Genomic DNA, 26,016 nt, shown 5'->3' on the forward strand with positions numbered 1-26,016 from the left:
TCAGGATGACCGTGTCAGACGGCCCGTATCCCGGCCGTTTTCGGTATTCATATCCCACTTAACGATCTCTTGCCGCACCGCAAAAAATCCGGTAAATCCTGGTTTGCCGATTGCTTCTGTGAAGGCCGCCGAACGTTCTCCAGGGTCCTTAAGCATACGGGCCACCCGTCGGGGAATGCGATAGTTACTTCAGGCGTCGGTAGTGTCTTCCCCGGGGCGAGGTGGCGATCATGAACATCCACGACAAGGCGGCGAAGGGCACAGCGAAGCCCAGCGCAACATTGACGGTCGAGAACAAGCAGGTCGAGCTTTCGGTTCGCTCCGGCACCATCGGCCCGGACGTCATCGACGTCGGCAATCTCTACAAAGAGACGGGCTGCTTCACGTACGACCCCGGCTTCACGTCGACGGCGAACTGCAAAAGCTCGATCACGTATATCGACGGTGACAAGGGCGAATTGCTCTATCGCGGCTATCCGATCGATCAGCTCGCAGAGAACACCAACTTCCTTGCGGTCTGCTACCTGCTGCTTTACGGGGAGCTGCCGACGAACGCTGAGTTCATCAACTTCCGCAAGACGATCACGAACCACACGATGGTTCACGAGCAGATGACGCGGTTCTTCACCGGCTATCGTCGTGACGCGCATCCGATGGCGGTGATGGTCGGCACGGTCGGCGCGCTGTCGTCATTCTATCACGACTCGACCGACATCAACGATCCGGCGCAGCGCGAGGTCGCGAGCCAGCGCATGATCGCCAAGATGCCGACGATCGCGGCAATGGCCTACAAATATTCGATGGGCCAGCCCTTCATCTATCCGCGCAACGATCTCGATTACACGTCGAACTTCCTGCAGATGTGCTTCGCCGTTCCGTGCGAGCCCTACATCGTCAATCCGATCATCTCGCGCGCGCTCGATCGCATCTTCATCCTGCACGCCGACCATGAGCAGAATGCTTCGACCTCGACAGTTCGCCTTGCGGGCTCGTCAGGCGCCAATCCATTTGCCTGCATCTCGGCGGGCATCGCCTGTCTTTGGGGTCCAGCACATGGCGGCGCCAACGAGGCCGCGCTCAACATGCTGAAAGAGATCGGCACGGTTGATCGCGTTCCCGAGTACGTGAAGAAGGCGAAGGATAAGACATCGGGCTTCCGCCTCATGGGCTTCGGCCATCGCGTCTACAAGAATTACGATCCGCGCGCCAAGGTGATGCAGAAGACCTGCCACGAGGTGCTCGACGCACTCGGCCACAAGGATGATCCGCTCTTGAAGGTCGCAATCGAGCTTGAGCGCATCGCGCTGCAGGATGAGTACTTCATTGAGAAGAAGCTCTATCCGAACATCGACTTCTATTCGGGCATCACTCTGCGCGCGATGGGCTTCCCGGTCGACATGTTCACGGTGCTGTTCGCCGTGGCTCGCACCGTGGGCTGGATCGCGCAGTGGAAAGAAATGATCGAAGATCCGGAGCAGCGCATCGGCCGTCCGCGCCAGCTCTACATCGGTCCGGCACGCCGCGATTTCCCGGCAGCCTAAGCCTTCACGACAGACAGAACGACATCGGCCGCCGCCTCGCTTGGACTTGAGGCGGCGAGCTGCATTTTGGCGGGCGCCAGCGAGAGGCCTTCGAGCTGGGCTGCGCGTTCAGGTGTTTCGCCGAACAACGGTTTCAGCGCGGCTTCGAGATTTTCCGCCGTGCAGGCTTCCTGCAGAAATTCCGGATAGACGTTCTTACCGATGACGAGGTTTGCGAGCACGACGCTCGGCACCTTCAGCAGGAAGCGCAGGTTCGCGATCACTTTATCGACTTTGTAGGCGACGACCGCGGGCGTCTGCGCGAGCGCCAGTTCGAGCGTCACCGTACCGGAAGCGGCGAGCGCGGCGCGGGCCAATCGCATCGCGGCGTATTTGTCGTCGCTCTCAACGACGTGCGGACGCGGCGTCCAGTTTGCGGTTTTTTCAACGATGCGGTCGCGGACGTGGCGCACCGCTGGAATGATGACTTCGATCGGTCCGATAGAACCGGCTAGCTGCGCGACCGCTTCTCCGAAGACGTCGATCAGGCGCTCGACCTCGGATGTTCGGCTGCCGGGAAGCACGAGAAGTACCGGGCGCATCGGATCGAGATGCAAGCGCGCGGCAAGAGCCGCGGCGTCGGCGTTCTGGATTTCGGCAAGCTTTTCGATCAGCGGATGGCCGACATAGGTGCATGCAGGTCCGCCGAGACGCGCGTGCGCTTCCGGCTCGAACGGCAGCAGCGCCAAGATGTGATCGACGTACGGGCGCATCTTCTTTGCGCGGCCGGGACGCCAAGCCCAAACGCTCGGGCTGACGTAATCGACGATCGGGATCTGCGGTGCGCGCTTGCGAATACGTTTCGCTATCGGGTGCGTGAATTCCGGGCTGTCGATGATGACGACGAGATCGGGCGCGAAGGCGATGGCAGCATCGACCGTCTGATAGACGCGGCGTACGATGCGCGGCAGCTTCGGCAGGATCGACAGCGGCCCCATGACGGCAACGTCTTCGATCGGGAAGAGCGACGAGAAACCTTCACGCGCCATATCTTCCCCGCCGACACCGGCAAAGGTGATGTCGCCAGCATATCGCTTCTTCAGCGCATGGACCAGTTTTCCGCCAAGTGCGTCGCCCGAGTGCTCGCCCGCGACGACAAAAATCTTCAACGGTCGCGATGTGGATTGCGATGTCATCGTTCGAGCCGTGCCTCGTGCGGTTGCCGGTGCTGCAGTCGTTGCGACGAACATCCCTAATTCGTTTGCCGCCGCGATGACAGGCGGAGAGATTACTGCTTCGGTTGCGACGACCCCGAGAAGATGCGCGGCGTTGGCGACCTTTATGAGACCTTGGGTGAGAGCTTGCCTTGCGCCAACCGCAGCCAAGCCGCGCCTCTTGGCGTTGTTGCCGCGAAGATCGCGGACACGGGCGATGACGTCGGATGGGCCTTCAGTCGTGCCGACAGCGAGCACACGGCCGCGGTCGATGATGATGGCTGAACCGCCACCAAAATGTTGGAGCACCGACAAAATGCCCGCAGCGCGAGCCACGTCCTTATCGGCTGCTTCGTAGGCGGCCACACGACTGAGCGTGGTCATGCGCGATGACGGCGGATTCGCAGCAAGCGGGGGGCGCTCGCCATCCTTTACGCCGGTCACGAAAAGGCCTTGCGCATCCGCGCCCGCGATCATGTCGTTGCGGTTCACGGCGATGACGTGGTCGGCCATCACGGCGATGCCCGCCAGTCCGGCCGCGGCAGCATTCGCGACGGTATCGGGTCCGATGGTCGGAAGATCGACGCGCATGTCCTGTCCGGGCTTCGGGCGCTTGACGAGTACGCCCGCGCGTTCGCGCATTCCGTGCGCCGCCCGGCGTTCGGCGACGCGCTTCAGCATGCGATCTGTGCCTTCCGCGCCTTCGATGGCTTCGATCTCGCCACGCGTGACGACGACAGCCTGGCCGATATCGTAGCGGCCGAGCGCGGCAACGAGATCGAACCCGCGGGCGATGTCGGCAGTGTCACCATCGGACGGACGCGCTTTCGTCAGGCCGCCTTCGGCAACGATCAATTCCGGCGCGACGTCCGCAACGCTCAAGATGTGGAGACCGAGCGCTTCGAATTGCGCGAGCACGCCACGCAGCACGGCATCGTCGCCGCCCGCTTTCAGGAGCTTCACGACGGCCGGGACGAGACGCATAAAGGTGAGATCGGGACGCGCGGTAGCAAACGATGGGCGACCGTAGCCGCCGATGAGCACGGCGTCGGTGATGCTGGCATTGCGGAACGCGGCCATCGCGCGGCCGGGCTGTGCCCAATTGACGGTCGTATGTGGAAAGGCCGCTAAGGCCGGATCGGCGGCGCCTTCGACCATGACAACGTGAACGCTGCCGCCTTGACGCGCGATGCTTCGAGCGACCTCAAGCGGCAACGACCCTGAGCCAGCGATGATCCCGATGCGCTTCGTGGCCTCGCCCATCGCGCGTAAGCTCAGTCTTCAGCGCCGTTCTTCGGCGTGCACAGAGAACGTTTGCCGCCCTGGCGGATGAAGGCCAGGATTTCCTGCACGGAGGCGTGGCCCGCGAATTCCTCGGCGACGTCTTCCATGCGTTCGACAAGCGTGCCTTCGGCCGCGAACAGCAGGCGATAGGCGCGGCGAAGATCGTGGATGTCGTTGCGCGAGAAGCCGCGCCGCTGCAGACCGACGATATTGAGGCCCGACAGATAGGCGCGATTGCCGAGCGCCATGCCGTACGGAATGAGATCGTTCTCAAGGCCAGACATGCCGCCGACGAAGGCGTGATGCCCAACGCGAGCGAACTGGATCACGGCCGCGCCGCCGCCGATAATGGCGAAGTCGCCGACGTTACAATGGCCCGCCAGCATGACGTTGTTCGAAAAGATGACGCCATTGCCGACGCGGCAATCGTGGCCGACGTGGCTGTTTGCAAGAAACGCGCAGCCGTTGCCGACCGTCGTCACCGAACCGCCGCCAGCCGTTCCGGGGTTCATCGTCACGCCTTCGCGGATGATGCAATCGGAACCGATGAACAGCGAGCACGGCTCGCCCTTGTACTTCAAATCCTGCGGCTGATGGCCGATCGAGGCGAACGGAAAAACGCGCGTGCCGGCCCCGATGTCCGTCGTGCCGGCCACAACGACGTGGCTCACGAGTTCGACGCGCTCGCCGAGCTTGACCTCGCGCCCGACGACGCAGAACGGCCCGATCTTCACGCCGGGCGCAAGCGAGGCGCCGTCTTCGACGATGGCCGTCGGATGGACTTCGACCTCAGCCATTCTGGCTCGCAAAGGCGCGGGCGTCGGCCGTGTCGGCGAGCATGGCGCTGATCTCGGCCTCGGCGACGACCTTGCCGTTCACCTTGGCTTCGCCCTTGAAGCGCCAGACGCGGCCGCGATTGCGAACCTTCTTCACGTGAAAGTGGAGCTGATCGCCCGGTAGAACCGGCTTGCGGAATTTGGCGTTGTCGATGCCCATGAAGTAGACGAGCTCGGCTTTGTAATCCTGACCGACGTTCGAGACGCAAAGAGCGCCCGCCGTCTGCGCAAGGCCTTCGATGATCAGCACGCCCGGCATGACCGGAAACTGCGGAAAGTGCCCCTGGAAAAACGGCTCGTTGATCGTCACGTTCTTGACGCCGACGCAGCTTTCATCGCCGTCCATATCGTAGATGCGATCGACGAGCAGGAACGGGTAGCGATGGGGCAATAGCTGCATCACGCGATTGATATCCGCGGTCCCGAGAACCTTGCCCGCTGGTGCCTTGCCTTCCATCGTCGTCTGCTCCAAAAAATTGTGACTGCACGGGCGCACCCGCCGACTTCGAATTGTCAGCTTGCGTCCGAGCCTGACGATCCGTCGTCATGACTTCCCTTGTCACGCGCGACAAGCCGTTTGATCATGGCCTGCTCACGCGCGGATTCGCGCAACGGCTTTGCCGGTGTGCCGAAGTATCGGCCGCCCGCCGCGAGATCGTGCGTGGGATGCGATGCCCCGCCGACCTGCGCGCCACTACCGATCTTGATGTGGCCGACAGTCCCGGATTGACCGCCCATGACGACAAAATCGCCGAGCTCGGTCGAGCCCGAGATGCCGCACATCGCAACGATGATGCAGTTGCGGCCGATCAGGACGTTGTGCCCGATCTGGCAGAGATTATCAATTTTCGTCCCCTCGCCGATCATCGTATCCTTAAGGGCGCCACGGTCTATGGTTGTATTTGCCCCTATCTCAACATCATCCTGGATGATGACGCGACCGATCTGCGGAACTTTCAGATGTCCGCTGCGGCCCATGGCGAAGCCGAAACCGTCCTGGCCGATCCGGACGCCGGAATGAATAATGACGCGATCGCCCACAAGTGCGTGAGTGACGGTCGCCAGCGGGCCGATAAAACAGTCCCGTCCGATCGTTACCCGTGCGCCGACGACCGCGCCTGCGGCGATGCGCGTGCCGCTGCCGATCTGCACGCCGGGCCCGATGATGACGCCCGGCTCGATGATGACACCGGCCTCGATCTTGGCGGTCGGGTCGATAGGCGGCGCACCTGCTACAGCCACCATGGGTTGCATAGCGCTTGGATAAAACAGCGCCAAAGCCAAAGCGAAGCCGTGATAGGGCTGCGGCGTGACTAGAGCCGTCGTTCCGGCCGGCACGCGATCGGCGAGTGCCGGACTAACCAGACAAGCGCCGGCGTTCGTCGTAGCCAGCTGCGGCAGATATTTCTTATTGTCGATAAACGACACATGCGTGGCCGCCGCTTCGACGAGCGGCCGTACGTCGTCGATCAGGGCATCGGGATTTGCCCCGTCAGCCAATTTTGCGCCTGCCGCCTTTGCGACTTCAGACAGCGTATATGGCCCGGTGCGTTCGAAAAAACCGGGATGCTCCATGGCGCCGCCTCCGGCACGTCGTTGTTTCAGATGATTGGTGTGGGGACGTTGAATGGACGACCTGAGAGATAATGGCAAGCCCCTGAGCGGAATTGCCCATAGCTGTATTGCCTGATCGACAAAAAGAGCGGCGCCTCTGTGGGCGCCGCTCTCGAATTTATCACAATTTCAAACCGTTCACGTGCGGATCTTAGAACCTGGACGAAGCACCGAAGCGGAAGAACTGCGTCTGGTCGTAGCTTTCCTTGGTGAGGACCTTGGCAAAGTCCATGCGAAGCGGGCCGACAGGCGAGTTCCACATGATACTGCCACCAACTGACGACCGGATGGCGCTGCTGTCCTGCAAGCAGGATTTCCCGGACGTCGTGGTGCAGTTAGCAAGTGCGGCATCAGCTCCGCCTGTAGCATCCCACAGAGAACCGGCGTCGGCGAAGACCGCACCGCTGAGGCCAATGTCCTCAGGAACGAACGGCAGCGGGAAGCGAATTTCTGCAGTTGCCGCCCAGTATTTTTGACCGCCGAGCGCGTCTTTGTTCGACGAATTGATGTCTCGCGGACCGAAGCCAGAGATATCGAAACCGCGAACCGTCTCACCGCCTTTGAAGAAGGAGTCGAGCAGGCGGACATCTTCGCCGCCCCAGCCCTGGATCACGCCGCCAACGGCGCGGCCAACGAAGGTGATCTTGTCCGTGATCGGGTAGTAGTAGCGACCTTCCGCATTGACACGCCAGTACTGTGCGTCACCGCCGAGACCCGCGAAGTCGTTTGCCAGTTCGATGTAGTAACCGTTGGTCGGGTTACGAGCATTGTTACGCCGATCGTAGCTGATGGTCGTGCCGATGAGCGACGTCCAGTAGCCCTTATCGGTACAACGGAACAGGCCGTTCTGGTCGGTGCCGCCGTTGAAGTTCGCACCGCAGGCTTCCTTAATGGCAGGCGATGCCCAAGACGTAACGTCGAAGATCTCATCGCGAGACAGAGCGTAGCTCGTCTGCATCCAGAGATGCTCAGCGAGCGGGAAGCCCAGACGAACGTCACCGCCGATTTTGCGCTGTTGGAAGCCTGACTGATCGGTGTAGTCGAGCTGTTTGAAGAACAGGTCGAAGCCCGCAGCCAAGTTACGATCAAGGAAGCGCGGTTCGGTGAACGAGAAGTCCACCTGCGCACGCTCAAACGAGCCTGCAAGTTTCAAGCGGACGTACTGTCCATTACCGAACAGGTTGCGCTCGGAGATCGAGACGTCGCCGATGACGCCTTCACTCGTCGAGTAGCCCGCACCGAACGAAAGCTCGCCGGTCGACTGTTCTTGCACCTCGACGTCGAGGATGACGCGGTCGGGTGCAGAGCCGGGACGACGCTTGATGTCGACGCTCTTGAAGAGGCCGAGCGCCTGCAAGCGCTTCTTGGCGCGGTCAACCATCAACGCGTTGAACGCGTCGCCTTCCGCGAGGCGGAATTCGCGACGGATCACGAAGTCTTTCGTGCGCGTATTGCCGATGACGTTGATGCGCTCGATGTAGATGCGCGGGCCTTCGTCAACGACGTAGGTAATCGCAATCGTGTGCGATGCTGCATCAGGGATCGGCCGCGGACGAACGCGTGCGAAGGCATAGCCTTGGTCGGCAATGTCGAGCGTCAGCTTTTCCGACGTCTTGTCGATTTGCGAGGCGTCGTAGACCTGCCCCGTCTGCGTCAGGAGATCGCCCGTCAGCGTGCTGGTATCGATGCCCGGAAGCGAGCTTTCGATGTTGATGGCACCGAACGTATAGGGCTGACCTTCCTCGATTGCGAAGGTGATGATGAAGCCCGTGCCGTCCGGATCGATTTCGGCGTTAGCAGCCGTAACGGACGCGTCGGGATAGCCGTTCTTGAGGTAATACTGACGGATGAGCTCGCGGTCGAGGTTCATGCGGTCAGGATCGTAGATCGACGTTCCCTTGAGGAAGTCGAACCAGCCGACCTGCGTCGTCGAGATGACGTCGCGCAACTGGCTGTCGGAGAACGCGTGGTTGCCGACGAAATTGATGCCTTTGACCTTCGTAGCCGTACCTTCGTTGATCTCGAAGACGAGGTTTACGCGATCTTGTTCAAGCTGAATGATCTTCGGTTCAACGGTCGCGGCGAAAAGGCCCTGACGGCGATAAACGTCGAGAATGCGCTGCACATCGGCCTGAGCCTTGGCGCGCGTGAAGACAGAGCGGGGTTTCAACTGAACTTCGCCGACAAGCGTGGCCGTATCGACCTCGCTGTTACCCTCAAAGGCGACCTGGTTGATGACCGGGTTTTCCTTCACGGTCACGACAATCGTCGCGCCCTTGTAGTCGATTGAAACGTCAGCGAAGAGGCCGGTTGCGAAGAGAGCCTTGATCGAGGCGTCGACCTTCGAGGCGTTGTAGGGATCGCCAGCGTTGAGCTGCAAGTAGGAGCGAACAGTCTCCGGCTCCACCCGCCGGTTACCGATAACTTCGATATTCTTGATCACGCTTTGAGCGAACGCAGCACCCGACGTCCAGGTTGCATCCACCATCGCGACCATCGGCGAGAGGACAAGAAGCGCCAGTAAGAGGCGCAATCCCGCCAGGATGATCTTGAATTTCTGCATACGCGGAATTGCCCCCGTGTGCCGCCGACCCCCAAATTCACATGCGCGCTGTCGGCGGCAGCGTCACACTCATGCGTCTTCTTTTTCGTCGTCTTTTTGTCGTTCTTGTCGGCTCGTTTCTTATTGGTCTTGTTCGTGGTGACGTCCCAGCTCCGCGACAGCCTCTCCCGTCTGACTTCTCTTCGGCCCCCCGAGTCGAAATCATAACATGCTGCGCAGGATACCGCTTTTAACGATTCAGAAAGCCCTCGAAAAGTTGTAAGTTTACGTCACTCCCCAATGATTCTTCTCGGCATCAGCCCGCCCCCGTCAATCGACGCCAAACGTTCATAATGTCGTTGAAATTCACGAAAACCATCAACATCATGAGCAGCGCCAGCCCGACCTGGAAGCCCATCTGCTGAAGGCGCTCGCTGGCAGGCTTCCGGCGCACTGCCTCGAACGCGTAGAACATAAGGTGACCGCCGTCGAGAACGGGGATCGGCAGCAGGTTCAGGAAGCCGATATTGGCCGAGATGAAGGCGATCCACCGTAGCATCGGCTCGATTCCAAGCTCGGCGACTTTTGCGGTGACCTCGGCCATCATAATCGGGCCACCCATCTGCTCGGCCGACTGCCGGCGGGTTATGATATCTCTGAGCCCTGCCAGCGTCGCGGTAATGTTGCCGTAGGTTTCGCCAACGCCGAGCATTACGGCTTCCGGCAACCCGACGTGAACTGTCCGCACCTTGTCCGGCGCAATGGCGCGCTGGATGCCGATCAAGCCACGACGGAACGTCCGACCCATCGCATCGCGCTGCTCATCGACGTTCGGCGTCGCCTTGAGTTCGACGGTCTTACCGTCGCGATCGACCGTGAAGGCCAACTGCTCGCCGGCGCTTGAGCCGACAATTCGCTGCAGATCATCGAAACGATCAATCTTAGTGCCATTGATCGCGACAATCATGTCGCCCGGCTTGAAACCGCCGCGCTCGGCCGGTGAATTGGGCACGACCGCGTCGACCAACGGCGGCAGAATGTGCAGGCCAGCCGTGGCGTTAAGGCCGGAATAAAGAACGATGGCGAGGATAAAGTTGGCGATCGGACCAGCCGCGACGACCGCAGCGCGCGCACCTACCGACTTCGAATGGAATGCGCCCGCACGTTCGGAGGGCTTCAGCTGCTTTTCGCCGCCGAACGACGAAGGATTTTCGTCGTCGATGAATTTGACGTAGCCGCCAAGCGGGATCCAGGCGAAGCGCCAGCGAGTCCCATACTTATCATAAAAGCCATAGATTTCAGGGCCAAAGCCAATCGAAAAGGCCTTGACCGTCACGCCGCACCAGCGCGCAACCAGAAAATGCCCCAGCTCGTGGATGAAGACCACGAGGGTCAACACCAGCAGGAACATCACTCCGTATTGCCAGATCCAACCTGCGAGCGACGCCAAAAAATCCATAGGTCCGCGATCCCGATGCTGATTCGGATTACCGTTAGCCGCCGAGATTAGGCGCTAGGCGCCTCAATAGCCACTAAGTTTCTCGTTAGATAAGGCTCGGGCCATGTCATCGACCGCCAATATATCGTCGAGGCTTTGGGCCGGACAAATGGCCCCCTGACGCTCCGCCGCAGCAAGCGTTTCTTCGACGAGGGCCGCAATGTCGAACATTTTGATGCGGCGATCGAGAAATGCCTTTACGGCCACCTCGTTAGCGGCATTCAACACTGCCGGAGCCGTATCGCCGCGGCGCATCGCCGCCCGGGCGACGCGCAGAGCCGGAAACCGATCTTCGTCAGGGGCTTCGAACGTCAAGGTCGCGAGGCGGGCGAGATCGAGCTTTTCCGTCGGCGCCGCCATTCGGTCGGGCCAGGACAGAGCGACGGCGATCGGCGTGCGCATGTCGGGGGACGCCATCTGTGCGAGCACCGAGCCGTCGACGTAGCTGACGAGGCAATGGATGATTGATTGCGGGTGGACGATGCAATCGAGTTTATCCACGCCCACAGGAAAGAGGTGGAAAGCTTCGATCAGTTCCAGGCCCTTGTTCATCAAGGTGGCGCTGTCGATGGTGATCTTGGCGCCCATCGACCAGTTCGGATGCTTGAGCGCCTGCTCCGGCGTAGCAGCAGCAATGGCGTCGCGGGTCCAGGACCGGAAGGGGCCGCCGGACGCCGTCAGCACGATCTTATCAATCGAGGCCGGATCTGCACCGGCCATGACCTGGAAGGCGGCGGAGTGCTCACTGTCGACCGGCAGGAGTTCGGCGCCAGCCCGAGAGATTGCCGACGTGAAGACGTGGCCGGCCGAGACCAGACATTCCTTGTTTGCGAGTGCCACGCGGGCGCCTTGCGAGGCTGCCGCAAACGTCGGCTTGAGCCCCGCGGCGCCGACGATGGCCGCCAATGTGCAATCAACGGGTTCAAGCGCGGCTTCGACAAGCGCCTCCGGCCCTGCGGCCGTGCGGATGCTCGTTCCAGCCAGCGCCTCACGAAGTTCGCCAAGACGCGTTTCATCGCCGATGACGGCAACCCGTGCATTGTGACGGCGCGCCAGGGCCGCGAGTTCCTTAGCGTTCGATTGCGCCGTCAGCGCAACGATTTCGAATTTTTCGGGTGTCCGCGAGACGAGATCAAGAGTGCTCGTCCCGATCGATCCCGTCGCTCCGAGCACGCTGAGCCGCATCGGCCGTGCTGCGTCGCCTGCGCGCGCTGCCGTGGCGCGATCGGGCAACCGGTTCGGAACGCTTGCGGTCAGTGCCATTATTATGATCCGTATAAAAGCGCTCGCGCCGGCGCGAACGCATCAATTGAAAAGCCGATGAGCGCGGCCGCAACGCTGGCTGTCACAAGCCCATCCATACGGTCCATGAAACCGCCATGGCCGGGAATCAAGCCACCAGAATCTTTCAGGCCGAAATGGCGCTTTAGTGCCGATTCAGCCAAATCGCCCCACTGCGACACCAAACCGACCGCCAGCCCGAGGCTTGCGAGCCAAATCGCGCCGCCCGTACCGGACACGACCGAGAACAGCGCGCCCACCGCAGCCGCAGCCGCGATGCCACCGATCAAACCGGACCAGGTCTTGTTCGGTGAGACCTGGGGCCAGAGTTTCGGCCCTCCGATGGTGCGTCCGGCGGCAAATGCTGCGACGTCGGTTACGGCCACAGCGAGAACAACGAACAACGTGGCGAGAAAGCCCAGAGGCTCATCGCTTCGCAGCCATCCGAGCGCGACGACCGGCAGCGCGGTGTAAAGCACGCCCGCTCCTGACAGCCGCGCCCGATCGGAACCGGCCGCCAATGCCGCAACGGCGACGGCGCCGACAACGGCTGAGACGATGGCCATTCCGGCCATGTCTCGGGCCGTCAGCATAGCGGCAGCCAATACCGCCAGCACATGGACGATCAACCCGCTATCCGGCATCGGCCCCCTGACAATCCGGCCCCACTCCCAGCTCATCGCCGCAGCGACCAGAAAGGTCAGCAGCGCGAAGGCGCCTGGGCTCCAATACAGCATGGTGAAGGCAATGGCGCCAATGGCGACACCAGAGACGATCCGCAGGCGCAATTCAGCGGGGATAAAGTCGAACAAGCCGCCAAGAAAACGCTGCTGGCCGTCCGGATTTTCTGATGGCATTGCCAATCCTCAGGCCATCGAGCGCTTGGTCAAGCCGCCGAAACGGCGCTCGCGGGAGCGAAATTCCGCAATGGCGTTTTCAAATGCCGTCTTGTCGAAATCCGGCCAGTAGCAGTCGAGAAAGACGAACTCTGAGTAGGCGGTCTGCCACAATAGAAAGTTCGAAAGACGCATTTCGCCGGACGTGCGGATCAGAAGATCGGGGTCCGGAATGCCAGAAGTATCGAGCGCATTCGCCATGCGTTCGACGGTGATGTCGGCCGGATCCAGCAGGCCCGCGGCGACCTGTTCGGCAAGCTTGCGCGCGGCGCCTGCAATCTCCGAGCGCGAGCCGTAGTTGAAAGCGATAACGAGCGTCAGCTTGTCGTTATTGCGGGTCAATTCGACGGCTTCGTCGATCAGGGTCATCAGTTCGCTGTCGACGTGCAAACGCTGACCGATGACCCGAATGCAAACGCCCGACTTATGCAGATCGGCAAGATCGCGCCGGATGAAGCGTTTCATCAGCCCCATCAGATCGTCGATTTCGTCGATCGGACGTTTCCAGTTCTCAGAGGAGAAGCTGAAGATCGTGAGATATGTGATTTGCAGCTCGATTGCGGCGCGCACGGCACGGCGGACGGCTTCGACGCCCTGACGATGACCGAGCGTTCTCGGCAATCCCCTCTCGCGCGCCCAGCGACCGTTGCCATCCATGATAATGGCAACGTGCTTCGGCGGCGTTACAGGGCCGGTCCGCTCGTCTGTCGGCTTCGCTGGTGGCGCCAATGTCAAACGGCCTCTGGGATTGAGATCTCACATATCTTCAGACAACTTCAAGCCAGCAAAACGACCGTGGCCATCAGACTTTTTGAATTTCGGCCTCTTTAGTAGCGAGCGTCGAGTCGACCTCCTTGATGAGGCGATCGGTGAGCTCTTGGACCTTATCCGAGTTTCCCCGTTGTTCGTCCTGGCTCATTTTGCCGTCCTTCTCAAGTTTCTTGAGAAGATCCATGGCTTCGCGCCGAACATTGCGAACCGAAACCTTCGTCTGCTCGGCATACTTGTGGGCGAGCTTGACGAGTTCCTGGCGGCGATCGGTTGTCAGCGCGGGAATCGGCAGACGGAGGATCTGGCCGTCGGTGATGGGATTGAGGCCGAGGTTAGCTTCACGGATTGCCTTATCGACGGCAATGACGTTGCTGCGATCCCAAACCTGAACCGTAATCATGCGAGGTTCGGGAACCGAAACGGTTGCAACCTGATTAAGCGGCATCCGCGAGCCATAAACCATCACCTGTACGGGATCGAGGAGATTGGCGTGCGCACGCCCCGTGCGAAGGCCAGTAAACTCGCGCTTCAGAGCGTCGATCGAAGCGCGCATGCGCTTTTCAATTTCTTTGATGTCGTGAACAGCCTGAGACATTTCCTATTCCTTCCCGGCGCGCAAAAACCGGACAGCAGCGCCCCGCTCGAAACGCGGCGCAGATCGGCATCGAGCGGCCTTCAGCCGGTTCCTTCAATGAGGGTCTGGCGAGCCTCGCCGCGCAGCGCCTTCAAGAGATTTCCCGGTTCTTCGATGGAAACCACAATTAGCGGAAGTCCGTTATCCCGGGCAAGGGCAATGGCCGCTCCGTCCATCACTTTGAGATCATTCGCTAAAACTTCGGAATAACTGAGCCGGTCATAACGTACTGCATCCTTGTGTTTTTTGGGATCGGCAGAGTAAACGCCGTCCACCTGGGTGGCCTTGATGACGGCGTCGCAATTCATCTCAATGCCCCGCAGAACGGCTGCCGTATCGGTAGTGAAGAACGGATTTCCGGTGCCTGCCGCGAAGACGACAACCTGTCGGCGAGCGAGATAAGCCAGCGCCTTGGGGCGCACGTAGCTTTCACAGACCGTCTGCATGGGGATCGCCGAGAGCACGCGGGCGGGGACGCCAAGACGATCAAGCGAATTTTGGAACGCCAAGGCGTTCATGACTGTCGCGAGCATGCCCATGTAGTCGGCGGTCGCGCGGTCCATGCCTTTCGCCGCGCCGGAAAGGCCGCGGAAAATATTGCCGCCGCCGATGACGACCGCAATTTCGGCCCCTGCCGCAACAGCATCCGCAATGTCTTTCGACAACCGCTCGGCAACGCTCATGTCGATGCCGTAGGGCTGCTTACCCATCAGAGCTTCGCCGGAAAGCTTCAGCAGCAGCCGCTTGTATTTAAGACCCTGCGCGTCCGCCATTCCGTTGTCTCCCGATCGGCACCAAAGCCACCATAATACGAAAAACCGGCCGATCACGGGGGATCGGCCGGTTGATACCTAACCTGCTCGGGCGATTCCGGCCAGCGGGCGTCCGTTGACCCTGAACTCGACCTTGCCGATCTCAGCGACCGCCGCTTGCCAGCTTGCGGACTTCCTCGCCGAAATCTTCTTCCTTCTTGTCGATACCTTCGCCGAGCGCGTAGCGGATGAAGCCTGCGACCTTGATCGGCGCACCGCAGGCCTTCTCGGCTTCTTTAACGGCCTGCGCGACCGTCGCCTTGCCGTCGCCAATCAGGAACGCCTGGTTCATGAGCACAACCGTACCGATGAATTCCTTGCGCAGCCGGCCCTCGCTGGCTTTGGCCAGAATGTCATCCGACTTACCGGCGTTGCGCGGCTCGGCCTTCGCCTGCTCGACGTAGACCGCCCTTTCGCGGTCGATCGCCTCTTTGGAAAGGTCACTCTCGTTGACGACGAGCGTGGTCGGCGAAGCTGCCACATGCATAGCGATTTTGCGGGCGAAATCGAACAGCGTCGGCTCATCGCCCGCGCTCTCGAGCGCAACGAGCACGCCGATCTTGCCGAGGCCGTCTGCGACGCGGTTGTGGACGTAGTCAGCGACGACGCCTTCCTTCACCGCAACGGCCGCCGTGCGGCGCAGCGTCATGTTTTCGCCGATCGTTGCGACGGCTTCCTGAAGCTGGACTTCGACGGTGTTTTTGGTGCCCGGATAATTCGCATCGAGGAGCGCCTTGAGGTCGCCCTTCGCTGCAGGTGCGAGGCCTGCGATATCACGGACCAGCGTCTGGAACTGCTCGTTGCGGGCAACGAAGTCGGTTTCCGAGTTGACCTCGACGACGGCGCCTTCACGGCCCTTGGCGACGATGCCGATGAGACCATCGGCGGCGATACGGCCCGATTTCTTCGCAGCCTTCGACAGGCCCTTCTTACGCAGCCAATCAACGGCGGCTTCGATGTCGCCATTCGTTTCGGTCAGCGCGGTCTTGCAGTCCATCATACCGGCGCCGGTCATGTCGCGCAGCTTTTTCACGTCTGCGGCGGTGATCGTTGTCATTCCTGTCACCTATGAGGTTCGAGGCGCCCCGGCGGGCGCCTCATCAAAGTTCATTCACGTTCGCGCTTCAAACGCGCGTCAGTTTTGTGTCGAATTGCCAACGCGCATTAAACGCTGGCGGCTTCGACGAGCTTCTTGGCCTGGGCAACCCAGTTTTCGCTGGCGATCTGGCCTTTGAGCTTCAGCTGGCGATCGAGCGCCTCGGCGTAATCGTTGTCGAGATCGGCGATCTGCCAGAAGTGGTAGACGCCCGCATCGTTGAGGCGCTGCTCGATCTTCGGCGTGATACCGGTGATGCGCTTGAGATCGTCGGCCTCGCCACGCGGCGCTTCGATGCCCTTGAAGGTAACCTTCGGCAGTTCCTCGGCCGGTGGCGTCTCGGAGGCACCAACGTCAACGCCAGCAGAACCCTGCGAACGCTCCAGACCGTCGAGCGCAGCGCGTGCCATCAGATCGCAATAGAGCGTGATGGCGCGGCCGGCGTCGTCGTTGCCCGGAACCGGGTAATCGATGCCGTCCGGATCGCAGTTCGTATCGACGATCGCGACGATCGGGATGTTGAGCTTGCGCGCTTCCTGGATGGCGATCGATTCCTTGTTGGTATCGATCACAACGAGCAGGTCGGGCGTGCCGCCCATGTCCTTGATGCCACCGAGCGACTGGTTGAGCTTGTCGCGCTCGCGCGTCAGGTTCAGGATTTCCTTCTTCGTGCGGCCCTGCGGATCGGCCAAGATGTCGTCAAGCTGGCGAAGGCGGCGGATCGACTGCGAAACCGTCTTCCAGTTGGTCAGCGTGCCGCCGAGCCAACGATGGTTGATGAAGTACTGGGCGCTGCGCTTGGCTGCGTCAGCAATGCCATCCGACGCCTGACGCTTCGTCGCCACGAAGAGAACGCGACCGCCACCGGCGACGGTGTCGGAAACCTTCAGCAGCGCCTGGTGCAGCAACGGCACCGTCTGTGTCAGATCGAGGATGTGGATTTTGTTGCGCGACCCATAGATGAACGGCGCCATCTTGGGGTTCCAGCGGTGAGCCTGGTGGCCGAAGTGAACGCCAGCTTCCAATAGCTGACGCATGTTGAAGGCAGGAAGTGCCATCGAAACGTTTCCTTTTCCGGTTAGACCTCCGCGAGACTTGAGAAGAGATTTGCAAGCCTTTTTATGGGCTTATCATTTCTCCACCGGAGCACGATGCGGGGCTTTTCATCCGCATGGCGCAAATGTCTCGCGTGTGAGATGGCGGCTGTATACGGGGGATCGGCTTTTTGCGCAAGCCTAGGCTGCGGCCTAGACTTGTATCGACTGCTTCCCGGGCATCCCCTACCCGGCCTCGAACGCGCGCCACGGCCGCCGTCTTGATGAGCGGATCGTGGCGCGCCGAATTATGGATTAAGGGGATATGCGGCTAGTGCTTCCGCCCCCTCCGCGCACGGGACGAGACGCGTGGCGTCGACGGCTTACTTGCTGCACTTGGAATCGAGCAGTGTGACGGCGTCGTCCATCGCCTTGGCTTCTGGCGAGTCGTCCTTGGCGTCCTGGCCATCGTCCCAGGCGTTCTCGAAATCCTCACCCAGCGTTTTGAAATACCCGTCGATTTCGTCGCTAGCGGCTTGCGCCTTTTTTTCGTCGTCGCCGACCTCGTCCATTTTCTTGGTCATCGCGCAATAGGCTTTCACCTTTGCGGGATCGGAGGCAACGGCTTCGAGATTTTTCTTGATATCAGCTGCGCTCAATTTTGGCGGCTCTTTATCGTCGTCAGCGGCGCGAGCCACGGTAGCGGCGGGAGCAAGCAGCAAAGCAGCAATCAAAGCGGCGTGGAATTTTGACATCTCTTGCCTCGTTTTTGGCTAGCTCGGGGTGCGGAGCTATGCACTGAAACTGTGTCAGAAGAAGGCAGCGTTGTGCCGCTGCCTTCGACTAAAAGCGCAACGTCACTTAGCGCCAATAGCGCCAGTAGCACTTGCGGTGGCCGTGATGCCAACGGCAAACCCACTTGCGGTGCTTGTAGTGCCGATGCTTGTAATAGCGCTTCTTGTAATAGACGTGCTCGACGGCGGTTTTATCCGCGTGCACGCCAATCCCGTTGAGGTTTGCGCCGGCGACACCTGCATTTGCAGCGCCGCCAAAAGCGCCGAGGGTGACGGCAGCGGCAACAGCTGCTGCGATCAAGCTCTTTTTCATTAGAGGCTCCTATCTTCTTCAAAGAAAGACGCGGTCTCTCACGTCTTGAACCCCTAACGCTTAGCGCACAAAAAAACCGTCGGTGATGACGAAAAATATTCCGCGAATTGAGTGTAACTTTTGCGCCAGCAACCAGCGGTATTAGATTTCGATTATTTCCGCCACAATTGGCAGCGCTTCAATGCGAATTGCTTCGCGAGGAGAAACGTCGTACCGCCCCGCGAGGATAAATTCCATTTCGCGATTGCGATCTTCGAGCGGCAATACAATGCGAATTTCGCCGCCACGCGCATTCGGGCGTAAATATTTGCTGACGTCCGAAACCGGCGCAGCATTAGCCACGACCGACTTTCGATCGAGAACAAGTTTGAGATTGCGGGGAACTGCCGACGCAGCCTTGTCGAGTTCCTCAATGGATTGCACGCGCATTTTCATCGTCTCGCCATCGCGTTCGGCTTCGACTGAAACGATCACCGGCGTGCCTGGCTCCAGAAGATCGCGACTGGTTGCGAGCGTATCGGAAAATATGACCGCTTCGAATTGGCCCGTCGCGTCGGAGAACGTAGCAAAGGCGAATTTGTTGCCTTTCTGCGAGCGGCGCTCGCGGGCGGCGATGACGATGCCGGCAAGGCGTCCGGCCGTCGCGCCGCGCTGCACGAGCATTTCGAACTCACTGAATTTCTTGATGCCAAGCTTCTTCAATACGCGATCGTACTGATCGAGCGGATGGCCGGAGAGATAAAAGCCGATGGCTTGGAACTCTTCCGATAGCTTCTCCATCGCGGTCCACGACTGCGTCGCGCGCAGAACGAGATCTGCGGGCTTCCCGGCAGTGCCGAAAAGATCGGTCGTGCCCTGCGCTTCATCGGCGGTGCGGCGCTGCGCAGACGCCAGAATGGTATCAGCGTTGGCAGCAACGAGTGCGCGATTGGAATTCAACGAGTCGAACGCGCCGCCCTTGGCGAGCGTTTCGAGAGCGCGCTTGTTCAGTGCCTTGGCGTCGACGCGCGACGCGAAGTCGGCGAGTGATTCATAAAGGCCGCCGGAGTTTCGCTCGCTGACGATCGTCTCGACGGCACTCGCCCCGATATTCTTCAATGCGGCGAGCGAATAACGGATCGAACCAAGCTTGGAATCTCCCGACGGCGGTTCAACGCCGAAATCCACGCCGGAATTGTTTACGCACGGCGGAAGCATGCGAATACCGGATTTGCGCGCTTCGGACGCAAACATCGCGAGCTTATCCGTGTTGCCCATATCGAGCGTCATGGACGCGGCGAAGAATTCCTCACGGAAGTTCGCCTTCAAATAGGCTGTGTGATAGCTGACGAGCGCATACGCTGCAGCGTGCGATTTGTTGAAGCCGTAGCCTGCGAACTTATCGACGAGTTCGAAGATATAGATCGCTTCTTCTTTTTTCACGCCCTTGCTGACAGCGCCTTCGACGAAGCGCGCTTGCTGCTTCGCCATTTCGGCCTTGTCTTTTTTACCCATCGCGCGGCGAAGCATGTCGGCTTGACCAAGCGTGTAGCCGCCCATCACCTGCGCGATCTGAATGACCTGCTCCTGGTAGATGATGACGCCGTAGGTCTCTTTTAGAATACCTTCGAGCATCGGATGCAGGTAGTCGACCGGCTCCTCGCCGTGCTTGCGGTTGATGTAGGTCGGGATGTTATCCATCGGGCCGGGGCGATAGAGCGCCACCATGGCGATGATGTCCTCGAAGCGGTCGGGCTTCAGCCGCTTCAAGCTTTCGCGCATGCCCGTACTTTCAAGCTGGAACACGCCGGCCGTATCGGCCTTGGCCAGCATTTCATAAGCGGGCTTGTCGTCGAGCGGCAAACTCGGCAAGTCGACGGTGATGCCGCGCACGCGCTTGATCAACTGCACGGCTTTTTCGAGCACGGTGAGCGTCTTGAGACCCAAGAAGTCGAACTTCACGAGACCCGCCGCTTCAACCATTTTCCAGTTGTATTGCGTGATGGGGAAGTTCGATTTCGGATCGCGGTAGAGCGGCACCAACTCTTCGAGCGGACGGTCGCCGATAACCATACCGGCGGCGTGCGTCGAGGCGTGGCGATAAAGGCCTTCGAGCTTTTCGGCGATTTCGAGTAAGCGCGCGACGATCGGTTCGCTGTCGCGCTCTTCCTGCAATTTCGGTTCGCCGTCGATGGCTTCGCGCAACGTGACGGGATTGGCTGGGTTGTTCGGCACGAGCTTGCAGAGCCGATCGACCTGGCCATACGGCATCTGTAGCACGCGGCCAACGTCGCGCAGCACGGCGCGCGCCTGCAGCTTACCGTGTGTGATGATCTGGGCGACGCGGTCGTCGCCGTATTTCTTCTGCACGTAGTCGATGACGCGGTCGCGCTTTTCCTGGCAGAAGTCGACGTCGAAGTCCGGCATCGAAATACGTTCGGGATTGAGAAAACGCTCGAACAGCAAGCCGAAGCGCAACGGATCCAGATCGGTGATCGTCAGCGCATAAGCGACGAGAGAACCCGCGCCCGAACCGCGGCCCGGTCCGACCGGCACGCCGTTGGCTTTCGACCATTTGATGAAGTCGGCCACGATGAGAAAGTAGCCGGGAAACTTCATCTGCGTGATGACGTCGACCTCGTAAGCGAGGCGCTTTTCGTAGTCTTCGACCGTGAAGCCTGGCGATGGCCCGTGCGCTTCGAGGCGACGTTTCAAGCCTTCGATGGCTTGCCGTTTCATTTCCGCGGCTTCGAGACGGAAATTCTCGATTTCGCTCTGGCTGTCGTCGCCCGCAACGAAACGCGGAAGGATCGGCTTTTTGCCCTCGGGCCGGAATGCGCAGCGGATGGCGATTTCAACTGTATTCGCCAACGCTTCGGGGAGATCTGCGAACAGAGACGCCATCTCTTCTTCGGTCTTGAGATAGTGCTCGGGGCTGGCGCGGCGTCGATCGTCTTCGACCACGTAGCGACCGTCGGCGATGCACAGCAGCGCGTCATGCGCTTCGTAATCGGCGCGGGCGGCGAAATAGCATTCGTTGGTCGCGACAATCGGCAAGCGCCGCGCATACGCGAGTTCGAGTAGTTGTGGCTCGACTTCGACTTCTTCGGCAAGACCGTGCCGCTGAATTTCGACGTAGAGGCGATCGCCGAATATCTTCTCAAGCGTCGCGAGCCTCTCGGCGGCGTGATCGGGCTGAGCGTTGCGCAAAGCGGTGTCGATCGGACCTTGCGGACCACCTGTCAGCGCGATCAATCCGGCGGACAATTCTTCGAGCCGCGCGATCTTCACATGCGCAGGCTCGTCCGGCGCCGCTTCAAAATTCAGTGCCTTCGACAGCTTCATGAGGTTCGCAAAGCCGTCGGCGTTCATGGCCAGCAGCGCGAGCTTGCCCGCAGGCTTCACGCGCGGCTCGTTGCTCATGGCTCGCAATGCCATCGGGCCGTTGTCGCGGTTATCGCCGAAATCAATATCGAGCGTCGTGCCGACGATGGGCTGCACACCGGCGCCCCAGATTTTCTCGGAGAACTCAAGCGCGCCGAAAAGATTGTTCGTATCGGTGAGGCCGATCGCGGGAAGGTTCATCGCCGTCGCGAGCTTGGCGAGCTTGGTAATCGGCAACGCGCCTTCGAGCAGCGAATAAGCCGAATGGACCTTCAGGTGAATGAATTTGGGCGCGTGCGGAGCGGGGCGAATCGGAGCGTTCATAAGCCTATTTTGCGCGCTTCAAACGCGGCTGTCTCGACGCAAAAATACTGGGCAAAAACAACCCGTTTGGCTCGCATCGAAGGCCATTTAGCGCCTTAACGCGTTTTGGACAGCGAAATTTCGATCAGCTGGCCTTCCTGGACTTGCAACACGCGGTCCATGCGCGCCGCCAGTTCCATATTGTGGGTCGCGATCAAGGCTGCAACGCCCTGGCGGCGGATGACGTCAACGAGTTGCACGAAAACGTGGTCGGAGGTGTGCGGATCGAGATTACCGGTCGGCTCGTCGGCCAGCAGAAGGCGGGGGCTATTCGCCAAGCCACGGCAGATGGCAGTGCGCTGCTGCTCACCGCCGGACAACTCGGCCGGACGATGCTCCGCACGCTGCGCAAGTCCGACGCCCGCAAGAAGTTCATTTGCATGGGCTTCGGCGGCCTTGCGGCTTTTGCCAAGAATGAGCTGCGGAATGACGACGTTTTCCAGCGCGCTGAACTCGGGAAGCAACTGGTGGAACTGATAGACGAAGCCGATTTCCTTGCGGCGCAGACGTGTGCGCTCGGCTTCTGTCATCGTGGCGCAGTCGCGTCCGTTGATGACGACCCGACCGCTCGACGGCGATTCAAGTAGGCCCGTGATGTGCAGCAGCGTCGACTTGCCCGCGCCGGAGGGCCCGACGAGCGCCACGGCCTGACCCGGCCAAAGCACGGCATCGACGCCGCGCAAGACGACGACTTCCTTCTCGCCTTGGCGGAAAGAACGCGTGACGCCCTCAAGCTGCAGAATTGGTGCGATCGGTTTGTTTTCCATGCGCCCTACTCATACCGCAAGGCTTCGACGGGATCGAGCTTCGATGCCTTCCACGACGGATAGAGCGTCGCGATGACCGAGAGTACGAGCGCCATCACGACGATACCGCCGGTTTCATGGAAATCGATCTCAGCTGGAAGCTTCGTCAGATAATAGACGCTCGGGTCGAATACGGTCGTGCCTGAAACCCACGAGACGAAGTTCTTGATGCTCTCGATATTCCAGCAGAAGAGCACACCGATGATGAGACCGGCGAGCGTGCCGACGATGCCGATCGATGCGCCGGTTATCAGGAATATGCGCATCACTGCGCCTTTGGTGGCGCCCATCGTTCTTAGAATGGCGATGTCACGGCCCTTGTCTTTCACGAGCATCATCAGGCCGGAGATGATGTTCAACGCCGCAACCAGCACGATCAGCGACAGGATAATGAACATGACGTTGCGCTCAACCGAGAGCACGTTGAAGAACGTCTCGTTGCGCTGACGCCAGTCATTTACAGCGATCGTCGGACCGCCCGCGTTCTTGATCAGATCGTCGTAGTGATCGACGTCCTCAGGATTGTCGACAACCACTTCGACGACGTCGGTCTCGCCCGTCTTTGAGAAATACTTCTGCGCTTCGGCCAGCGGCATGAAAATCATCATGCGGTCGTATTCCGACATGCCGAGTTCGAAGATCGAGGTGATTTGATAGGCTTTAGATCGCGGCGCGGTGCCGAAGGGAGTCGAGGCGCCACGCGGCGACACGAGCGTGACCATATCGCCCAGGCCAACGTGAAGCTGGTTGGCAAGGCGCACGCCCATTGCGATGCCGTGCTGGCTGTCGAAGCCATCGAGCGTTCCGGCGCGCATATTGCCGGAAACGAGCTTCAAGGATTTGAGGTCGCTTTCGCGCAGACCGCGCACGAGTCCGCCAAGCGCCTGGGTGCTGGAGGAAACCATGACCTGGCCTTCGATCACCGGCATTGCGATTTTGACGCCAGGCACTTTGCTGATCCGCTCAGCGACTGCGTCATAATCGGTGAAGCGCTCGCCGATCTTCTGCACGATGACGTGGCCGTTCAGGCCCATGATCTTGGAGAACAGGTCGTGTCGGAAGCCGTTCATCACCGCCATCACGATAATCAGCGTGGCGACGCCGAGCATGATGCCGAGAAAGGAGAACCCGGCGATGACCGAGATGAAGCCCTCCTTGCGGCGCGCGCGGAGGTAGCGGCCCGCGATCATCCACTCGAAAGCGGAAAACGGCGCCGTCCCGCTTATGGCCCCTTGGTCGGCGGGCACTCCAGCGGACACCCCACCGTGCGCTGAAACTGTCATCGTGCCCTCACTGTCGTTGCCCCATTGCGCGCCGCATCGCAGCTCCCTGTGTCGCAGTTAAGGCCATCTCACCGCATTGCGGCCGTTTTAGTATGCGCGGGCGATAAGCACATACTCTTTCGCCGGTTCTCCCGTGAAGAAACATTTACTTGCGGGCGCGTCTTGAACCAGAGGCGCATTGCGAATCGTAAGCTTCAGAGCCTTCAGGCGATCTGCAATTCCTTCCAGGATCTCGCCATCAGGGCGCGACCACGGGACACGGACCCAGCCTTTGAAGGCGCCCGCCTCGTCTTCGCCCTCGCCAGGCCCGAAATAGTCAGCCAGCTCGTCGAACGTCGTCATGTTGGTGATGATGTTGCCGTCGAGCCGCGCCTTGGCTTCGGCAAACAGAGTGCCTTGAATATCCTTGAGAAGTGCCGAGGCCCCGGCGACGAACTCGTCGCGCGACATGGTGGTCGAGATGACCTTGTCGCCATCGCGCAGGCGATCGCGGCGCATGAACGTGACGTTGCCGCCGCTGGCGTCACGGCCGCCGACCTCGACGATGACTGGGGCGCCGCGGCGGACCCAGTTCCAACGCTTCTCGGCCGACTTGATGGGCTTCAGATCGACAAGGGTGCGGATGCCGGCAGCCTTCAGGTCTTTCTCAATTGAAGCGCAATATTCGATGAGCGCGGCGTCTTCCGGCTTTTCGCGTAGCATCGGGACAATGATGATCTGGCGCGGCGCGATCATCGGCGGTAAGCGAAGGCCATCGTCGTCGCCGTGGGTCATGATCACACCACCGATGAGACGGGTCGACACGCCCCAGCTCGTCGTATGGCAATAGGTCAGTTGGCCTTGCGCATTCTGGAACTGGATGTTCTGCGCTTCGGCGAAGTGCGTACCGAGATAATGCGACGTACCGGCTTGCAGCGCCTTGCCGTCCTGCATCATGGCTTCGATGGAATAGGTGTTGTCGGCGCCGGGAAAACGCTCATTCGGCGGTTTTTCGCCAGCCACAACCGGCATCGCGAGAACGTCTTCGGCGAAGGTGCGATAGACCTCCAACATCTTCAGCGTTTCAGTAACGGCATCGTCGCGGTCGGCGTGAGCGGTATGACCTTCCTGCCAGAGGAATTCTGCCGTGCGTAGGAACAGACGCGTGCGCATTTCCCAGCGGACGACGTTGGCCCATTGATTGATCAGTAGCGGAAGATCGCGATAGCTTTTCACCCAGCGCTGAAACGCGTCGCCGATGATGGTTTCCGACGTCGGACGGACGATCAGCGGTTCTTCCAGCTTGGCGTCGGGATCGACGACGAGCTTGCCGTCTTCGTTCTTCAGGCGGTGATGGGTGACAACCGCCATTTCCTTGGCAAAGCCTTCGACGTGCTCGGCTTCCTTGGCGATGAAGCTCATCGGGATGAAGAGCGGGAAATAGCAGTTGTCGTGCCCCGTCTCTTTGATGCGAGCATCGAGATCGGCCTGGATACGCTCCCACACGCCCCAGCCCCATGGCTTGATGATCATGCAGCCGCGGACAGGGCTCGTCTCGGCCATGTCGCCGTCACGGACAACGGCTTGATACCACTCGGGGAAGTTCTCCTCGCGGGAAATGGGAAGCGCGCGCTTGCTCATCGTATCGACTTTATGCTTCTGGCGGACCCATAGCCGCGGGCCCCGCCTATTCTAGGGATCAGCGCGCATAGCCGCTTGGAATGCCGCTTGCAACACGTCGCGCAGGTGCAGGCCCCAAATTGGTGGAATTATGTGCGAAATTTGCGCTTGAGGGCCGCCGGACGGGTTCGCCGCCTAGTTGCCGACGCGAATGAGGCCTGTTGAGATCTGCAAAAGGTCGACCTTTGCAGCGACCACGTAAACGATCGCGAATACCACGCACGTCACGACCGTATTCACGAGGAAGACCCGTAACGGGTTGATTCTGTGGGGCGCGCTTTCGGGTGTGCCGGGCACGACGTCGCCCGCTTCACCCTGTGTTTTTGCGAAGAACGGCAGGACCGTAAAAAGCGTGATGAACCACAGGCAAAAGAACGTGGCGACGGCGATCGAGGTTCGCATA

General features: G+C 60.3%; 21 protein-coding genes and 1 pseudogene. 1 reads left to right on the forward strand and 21 read right to left on the reverse strand.

Features of this window, described 5'->3' with window-relative positions; genetic code table 11:
* The first annotated feature begins 230 nt into the window (after positions 1–230).
* Positions 231–1,541 (forward strand): citrate synthase, encoded by a 1,311-nt coding sequence (gene gltA, locus HYP802_RS0116390; RefSeq protein WP_013948475.1) that lies wholly within the window; start codon positions 231–233, stop codon positions 1,539–1,541.
* Here the strand turns inward: gltA and lpxB are convergent.
* The 21 genes and pseudogenes from lpxB to HYP802_RS0116495 all read right to left on the reverse strand — a co-directional run bounded on the left by lpxB (position 1,538) and on the right by HYP802_RS0116495 (position 26,015).
* The gene (gene lpxB / locus HYP802_RS0116395; RefSeq protein WP_029671170.1) at positions 1,538–2,716 is read right to left on the reverse strand and encodes a lipid-A-disaccharide synthase; all 1,179 of its coding nucleotides are present in this window, start codon (positions 2,714–2,716) and stop codon (positions 1,538–1,540) included. The genes gltA and lpxB overlap by 4 nt on opposite strands.
* A 471-nt stretch (positions 2,717–3,187) precedes the next feature.
* A pseudogene (gene lpxI, locus HYP802_RS24025) lies at positions 3,188–3,997 on the reverse strand (UDP-2,3-diacylglucosamine diphosphatase LpxI); the annotation flags it as partial.
* Positions 3,998–4,008: 11 nt separating this feature from the next.
* Positions 4,009–4,815, reverse strand: coding sequence for an acyl-ACP--UDP-N-acetylglucosamine O-acyltransferase (gene lpxA, locus HYP802_RS0116405; protein ID WP_024276155.1), 807 nt, complete (start codon positions 4,813–4,815; stop codon positions 4,009–4,011).
* Entirely contained in the window at positions 4,808–5,311 is a 504-nt protein-coding gene (fabZ, locus tag HYP802_RS0116410) for a 3-hydroxyacyl-ACP dehydratase FabZ (protein WP_013948478.1), read from the reverse strand. The genes lpxA and fabZ overlap by 8 nt, the downstream gene beginning before the upstream one ends.
* 56 nt (positions 5,312–5,367) lie before the next feature.
* The gene (lpxD, locus tag HYP802_RS0116415; protein WP_013948479.1) at positions 5,368–6,429 is read right to left on the reverse strand and encodes a UDP-3-O-(3-hydroxymyristoyl)glucosamine N-acyltransferase; all 1,062 of its coding nucleotides are present in this window, start codon (positions 6,427–6,429) and stop codon (positions 5,368–5,370) included.
* Between the two features lie 190 nt (positions 6,430–6,619).
* Complete coding sequence (gene bamA / locus HYP802_RS0116420; RefSeq protein WP_013948480.1) at positions 6,620–9,031, reverse strand: outer membrane protein assembly factor BamA; 2,412 nt, start codon at positions 9,029–9,031, stop codon at positions 6,620–6,622.
* Positions 9,032–9,326: 295 nt separating this feature from the next.
* Positions 9,327–10,469: an RIP metalloprotease RseP gene (gene rseP, locus HYP802_RS0116425; RefSeq protein ID WP_013948481.1), complete on the reverse strand. Its 1,143-nt coding sequence runs from the start codon at positions 10,467–10,469 to the stop codon at positions 9,327–9,329.
* Between the two features lie 63 nt (positions 10,470–10,532).
* On the reverse strand, positions 10,533–11,693 hold the full coding sequence (locus tag HYP802_RS0116430; RefSeq protein ID WP_029671052.1) for a 1-deoxy-D-xylulose-5-phosphate reductoisomerase: 1,161 nt from the start codon (positions 11,691–11,693) through the stop codon (positions 10,533–10,535).
* Between the two features lie 80 nt (positions 11,694–11,773).
* Positions 11,774–12,646, reverse strand: coding sequence for a phosphatidate cytidylyltransferase (locus tag HYP802_RS0116435; protein WP_013948483.1), 873 nt, complete (start codon positions 12,644–12,646; stop codon positions 11,774–11,776).
* A 9-nt stretch (positions 12,647–12,655) separates the two neighbouring features.
* Entirely contained in the window at positions 12,656–13,414 is a 759-nt protein-coding gene (locus HYP802_RS0116440; RefSeq protein WP_013948484.1) for an isoprenyl transferase, read from the reverse strand.
* Between the two features lie 73 nt (positions 13,415–13,487).
* Positions 13,488–14,051, reverse strand: coding sequence for a ribosome recycling factor (gene frr, locus HYP802_RS0116445; protein WP_013948485.1), 564 nt, complete (start codon positions 14,049–14,051; stop codon positions 13,488–13,490).
* Between the two features lie 80 nt (positions 14,052–14,131).
* The gene (gene pyrH / locus HYP802_RS0116450; RefSeq protein ID WP_013948486.1) at positions 14,132–14,863 is read right to left on the reverse strand and encodes a UMP kinase; all 732 of its coding nucleotides are present in this window, start codon (positions 14,861–14,863) and stop codon (positions 14,132–14,134) included.
* 142 nt (positions 14,864–15,005) lie between these two features.
* Complete coding sequence (gene tsf / locus HYP802_RS0116455) at positions 15,006–15,959, reverse strand: translation elongation factor Ts (protein ID WP_024276156.1); 954 nt, start codon at positions 15,957–15,959, stop codon at positions 15,006–15,008.
* Positions 15,960–16,066: 107 nt separating this feature from the next.
* On the reverse strand, positions 16,067–17,056 hold the full coding sequence (locus HYP802_RS0116460) for a 30S ribosomal protein S2 (protein WP_013948488.1): 990 nt from the start codon (positions 17,054–17,056) through the stop codon (positions 16,067–16,069).
* Between the two features lie 359 nt (positions 17,057–17,415).
* Positions 17,416–17,787, reverse strand: coding sequence for a hypothetical protein (locus HYP802_RS0116465; protein ID WP_013948490.1), 372 nt, complete (start codon positions 17,785–17,787; stop codon positions 17,416–17,418).
* A 106-nt stretch (positions 17,788–17,893) separates the two neighbouring features.
* Entirely contained in the window at positions 17,894–18,139 is a 246-nt protein-coding gene (locus tag HYP802_RS0116470) for a hypothetical protein (protein ID WP_013948492.1), read from the reverse strand.
* A 141-nt stretch (positions 18,140–18,280) separates the two neighbouring features.
* Entirely contained in the window at positions 18,281–21,826 is a 3,546-nt protein-coding gene (dnaE, locus tag HYP802_RS0116475; protein ID WP_013948493.1) for a DNA polymerase III subunit alpha, read from the reverse strand.
* A 95-nt stretch (positions 21,827–21,921) separates the two neighbouring features.
* Positions 21,922–22,632, reverse strand: a complete 711-nt coding sequence (locus tag HYP802_RS0116480) for an ABC transporter ATP-binding protein (RefSeq protein ID WP_013948494.1) — start codon at positions 22,630–22,632, stop codon at positions 21,922–21,924.
* A gap of 5 nt (positions 22,633–22,637) precedes the next feature.
* A complete protein-coding gene (locus HYP802_RS0116485; RefSeq protein ID WP_050976792.1) occupies positions 22,638–23,861 on the reverse strand; it encodes a lipoprotein-releasing ABC transporter permease subunit in 1,224 nt (407 codons plus the stop codon).
* Between the two features lie 180 nt (positions 23,862–24,041).
* Positions 24,042–25,574, reverse strand: a complete 1,533-nt coding sequence (gene proS / locus HYP802_RS0116490; RefSeq protein WP_013948496.1) for a proline--tRNA ligase — start codon at positions 25,572–25,574, stop codon at positions 24,042–24,044.
* Between the two features lie 174 nt (positions 25,575–25,748).
* The gene (locus tag HYP802_RS0116495; RefSeq protein ID WP_013948497.1) at positions 25,749–26,015 is read right to left on the reverse strand and encodes a DUF1467 family protein; all 267 of its coding nucleotides are present in this window, start codon (positions 26,013–26,015) and stop codon (positions 25,749–25,751) included.
* Position 26,016: the final 1 nt, after the last annotated feature.

The organism is Hyphomicrobium sp. 802 (genome assembly GCF_000526135.1).
In the GTDB taxonomy this organism is placed as follows: Bacteria; Pseudomonadota; Alphaproteobacteria; order Rhizobiales; family Hyphomicrobiaceae; genus Hyphomicrobium_B.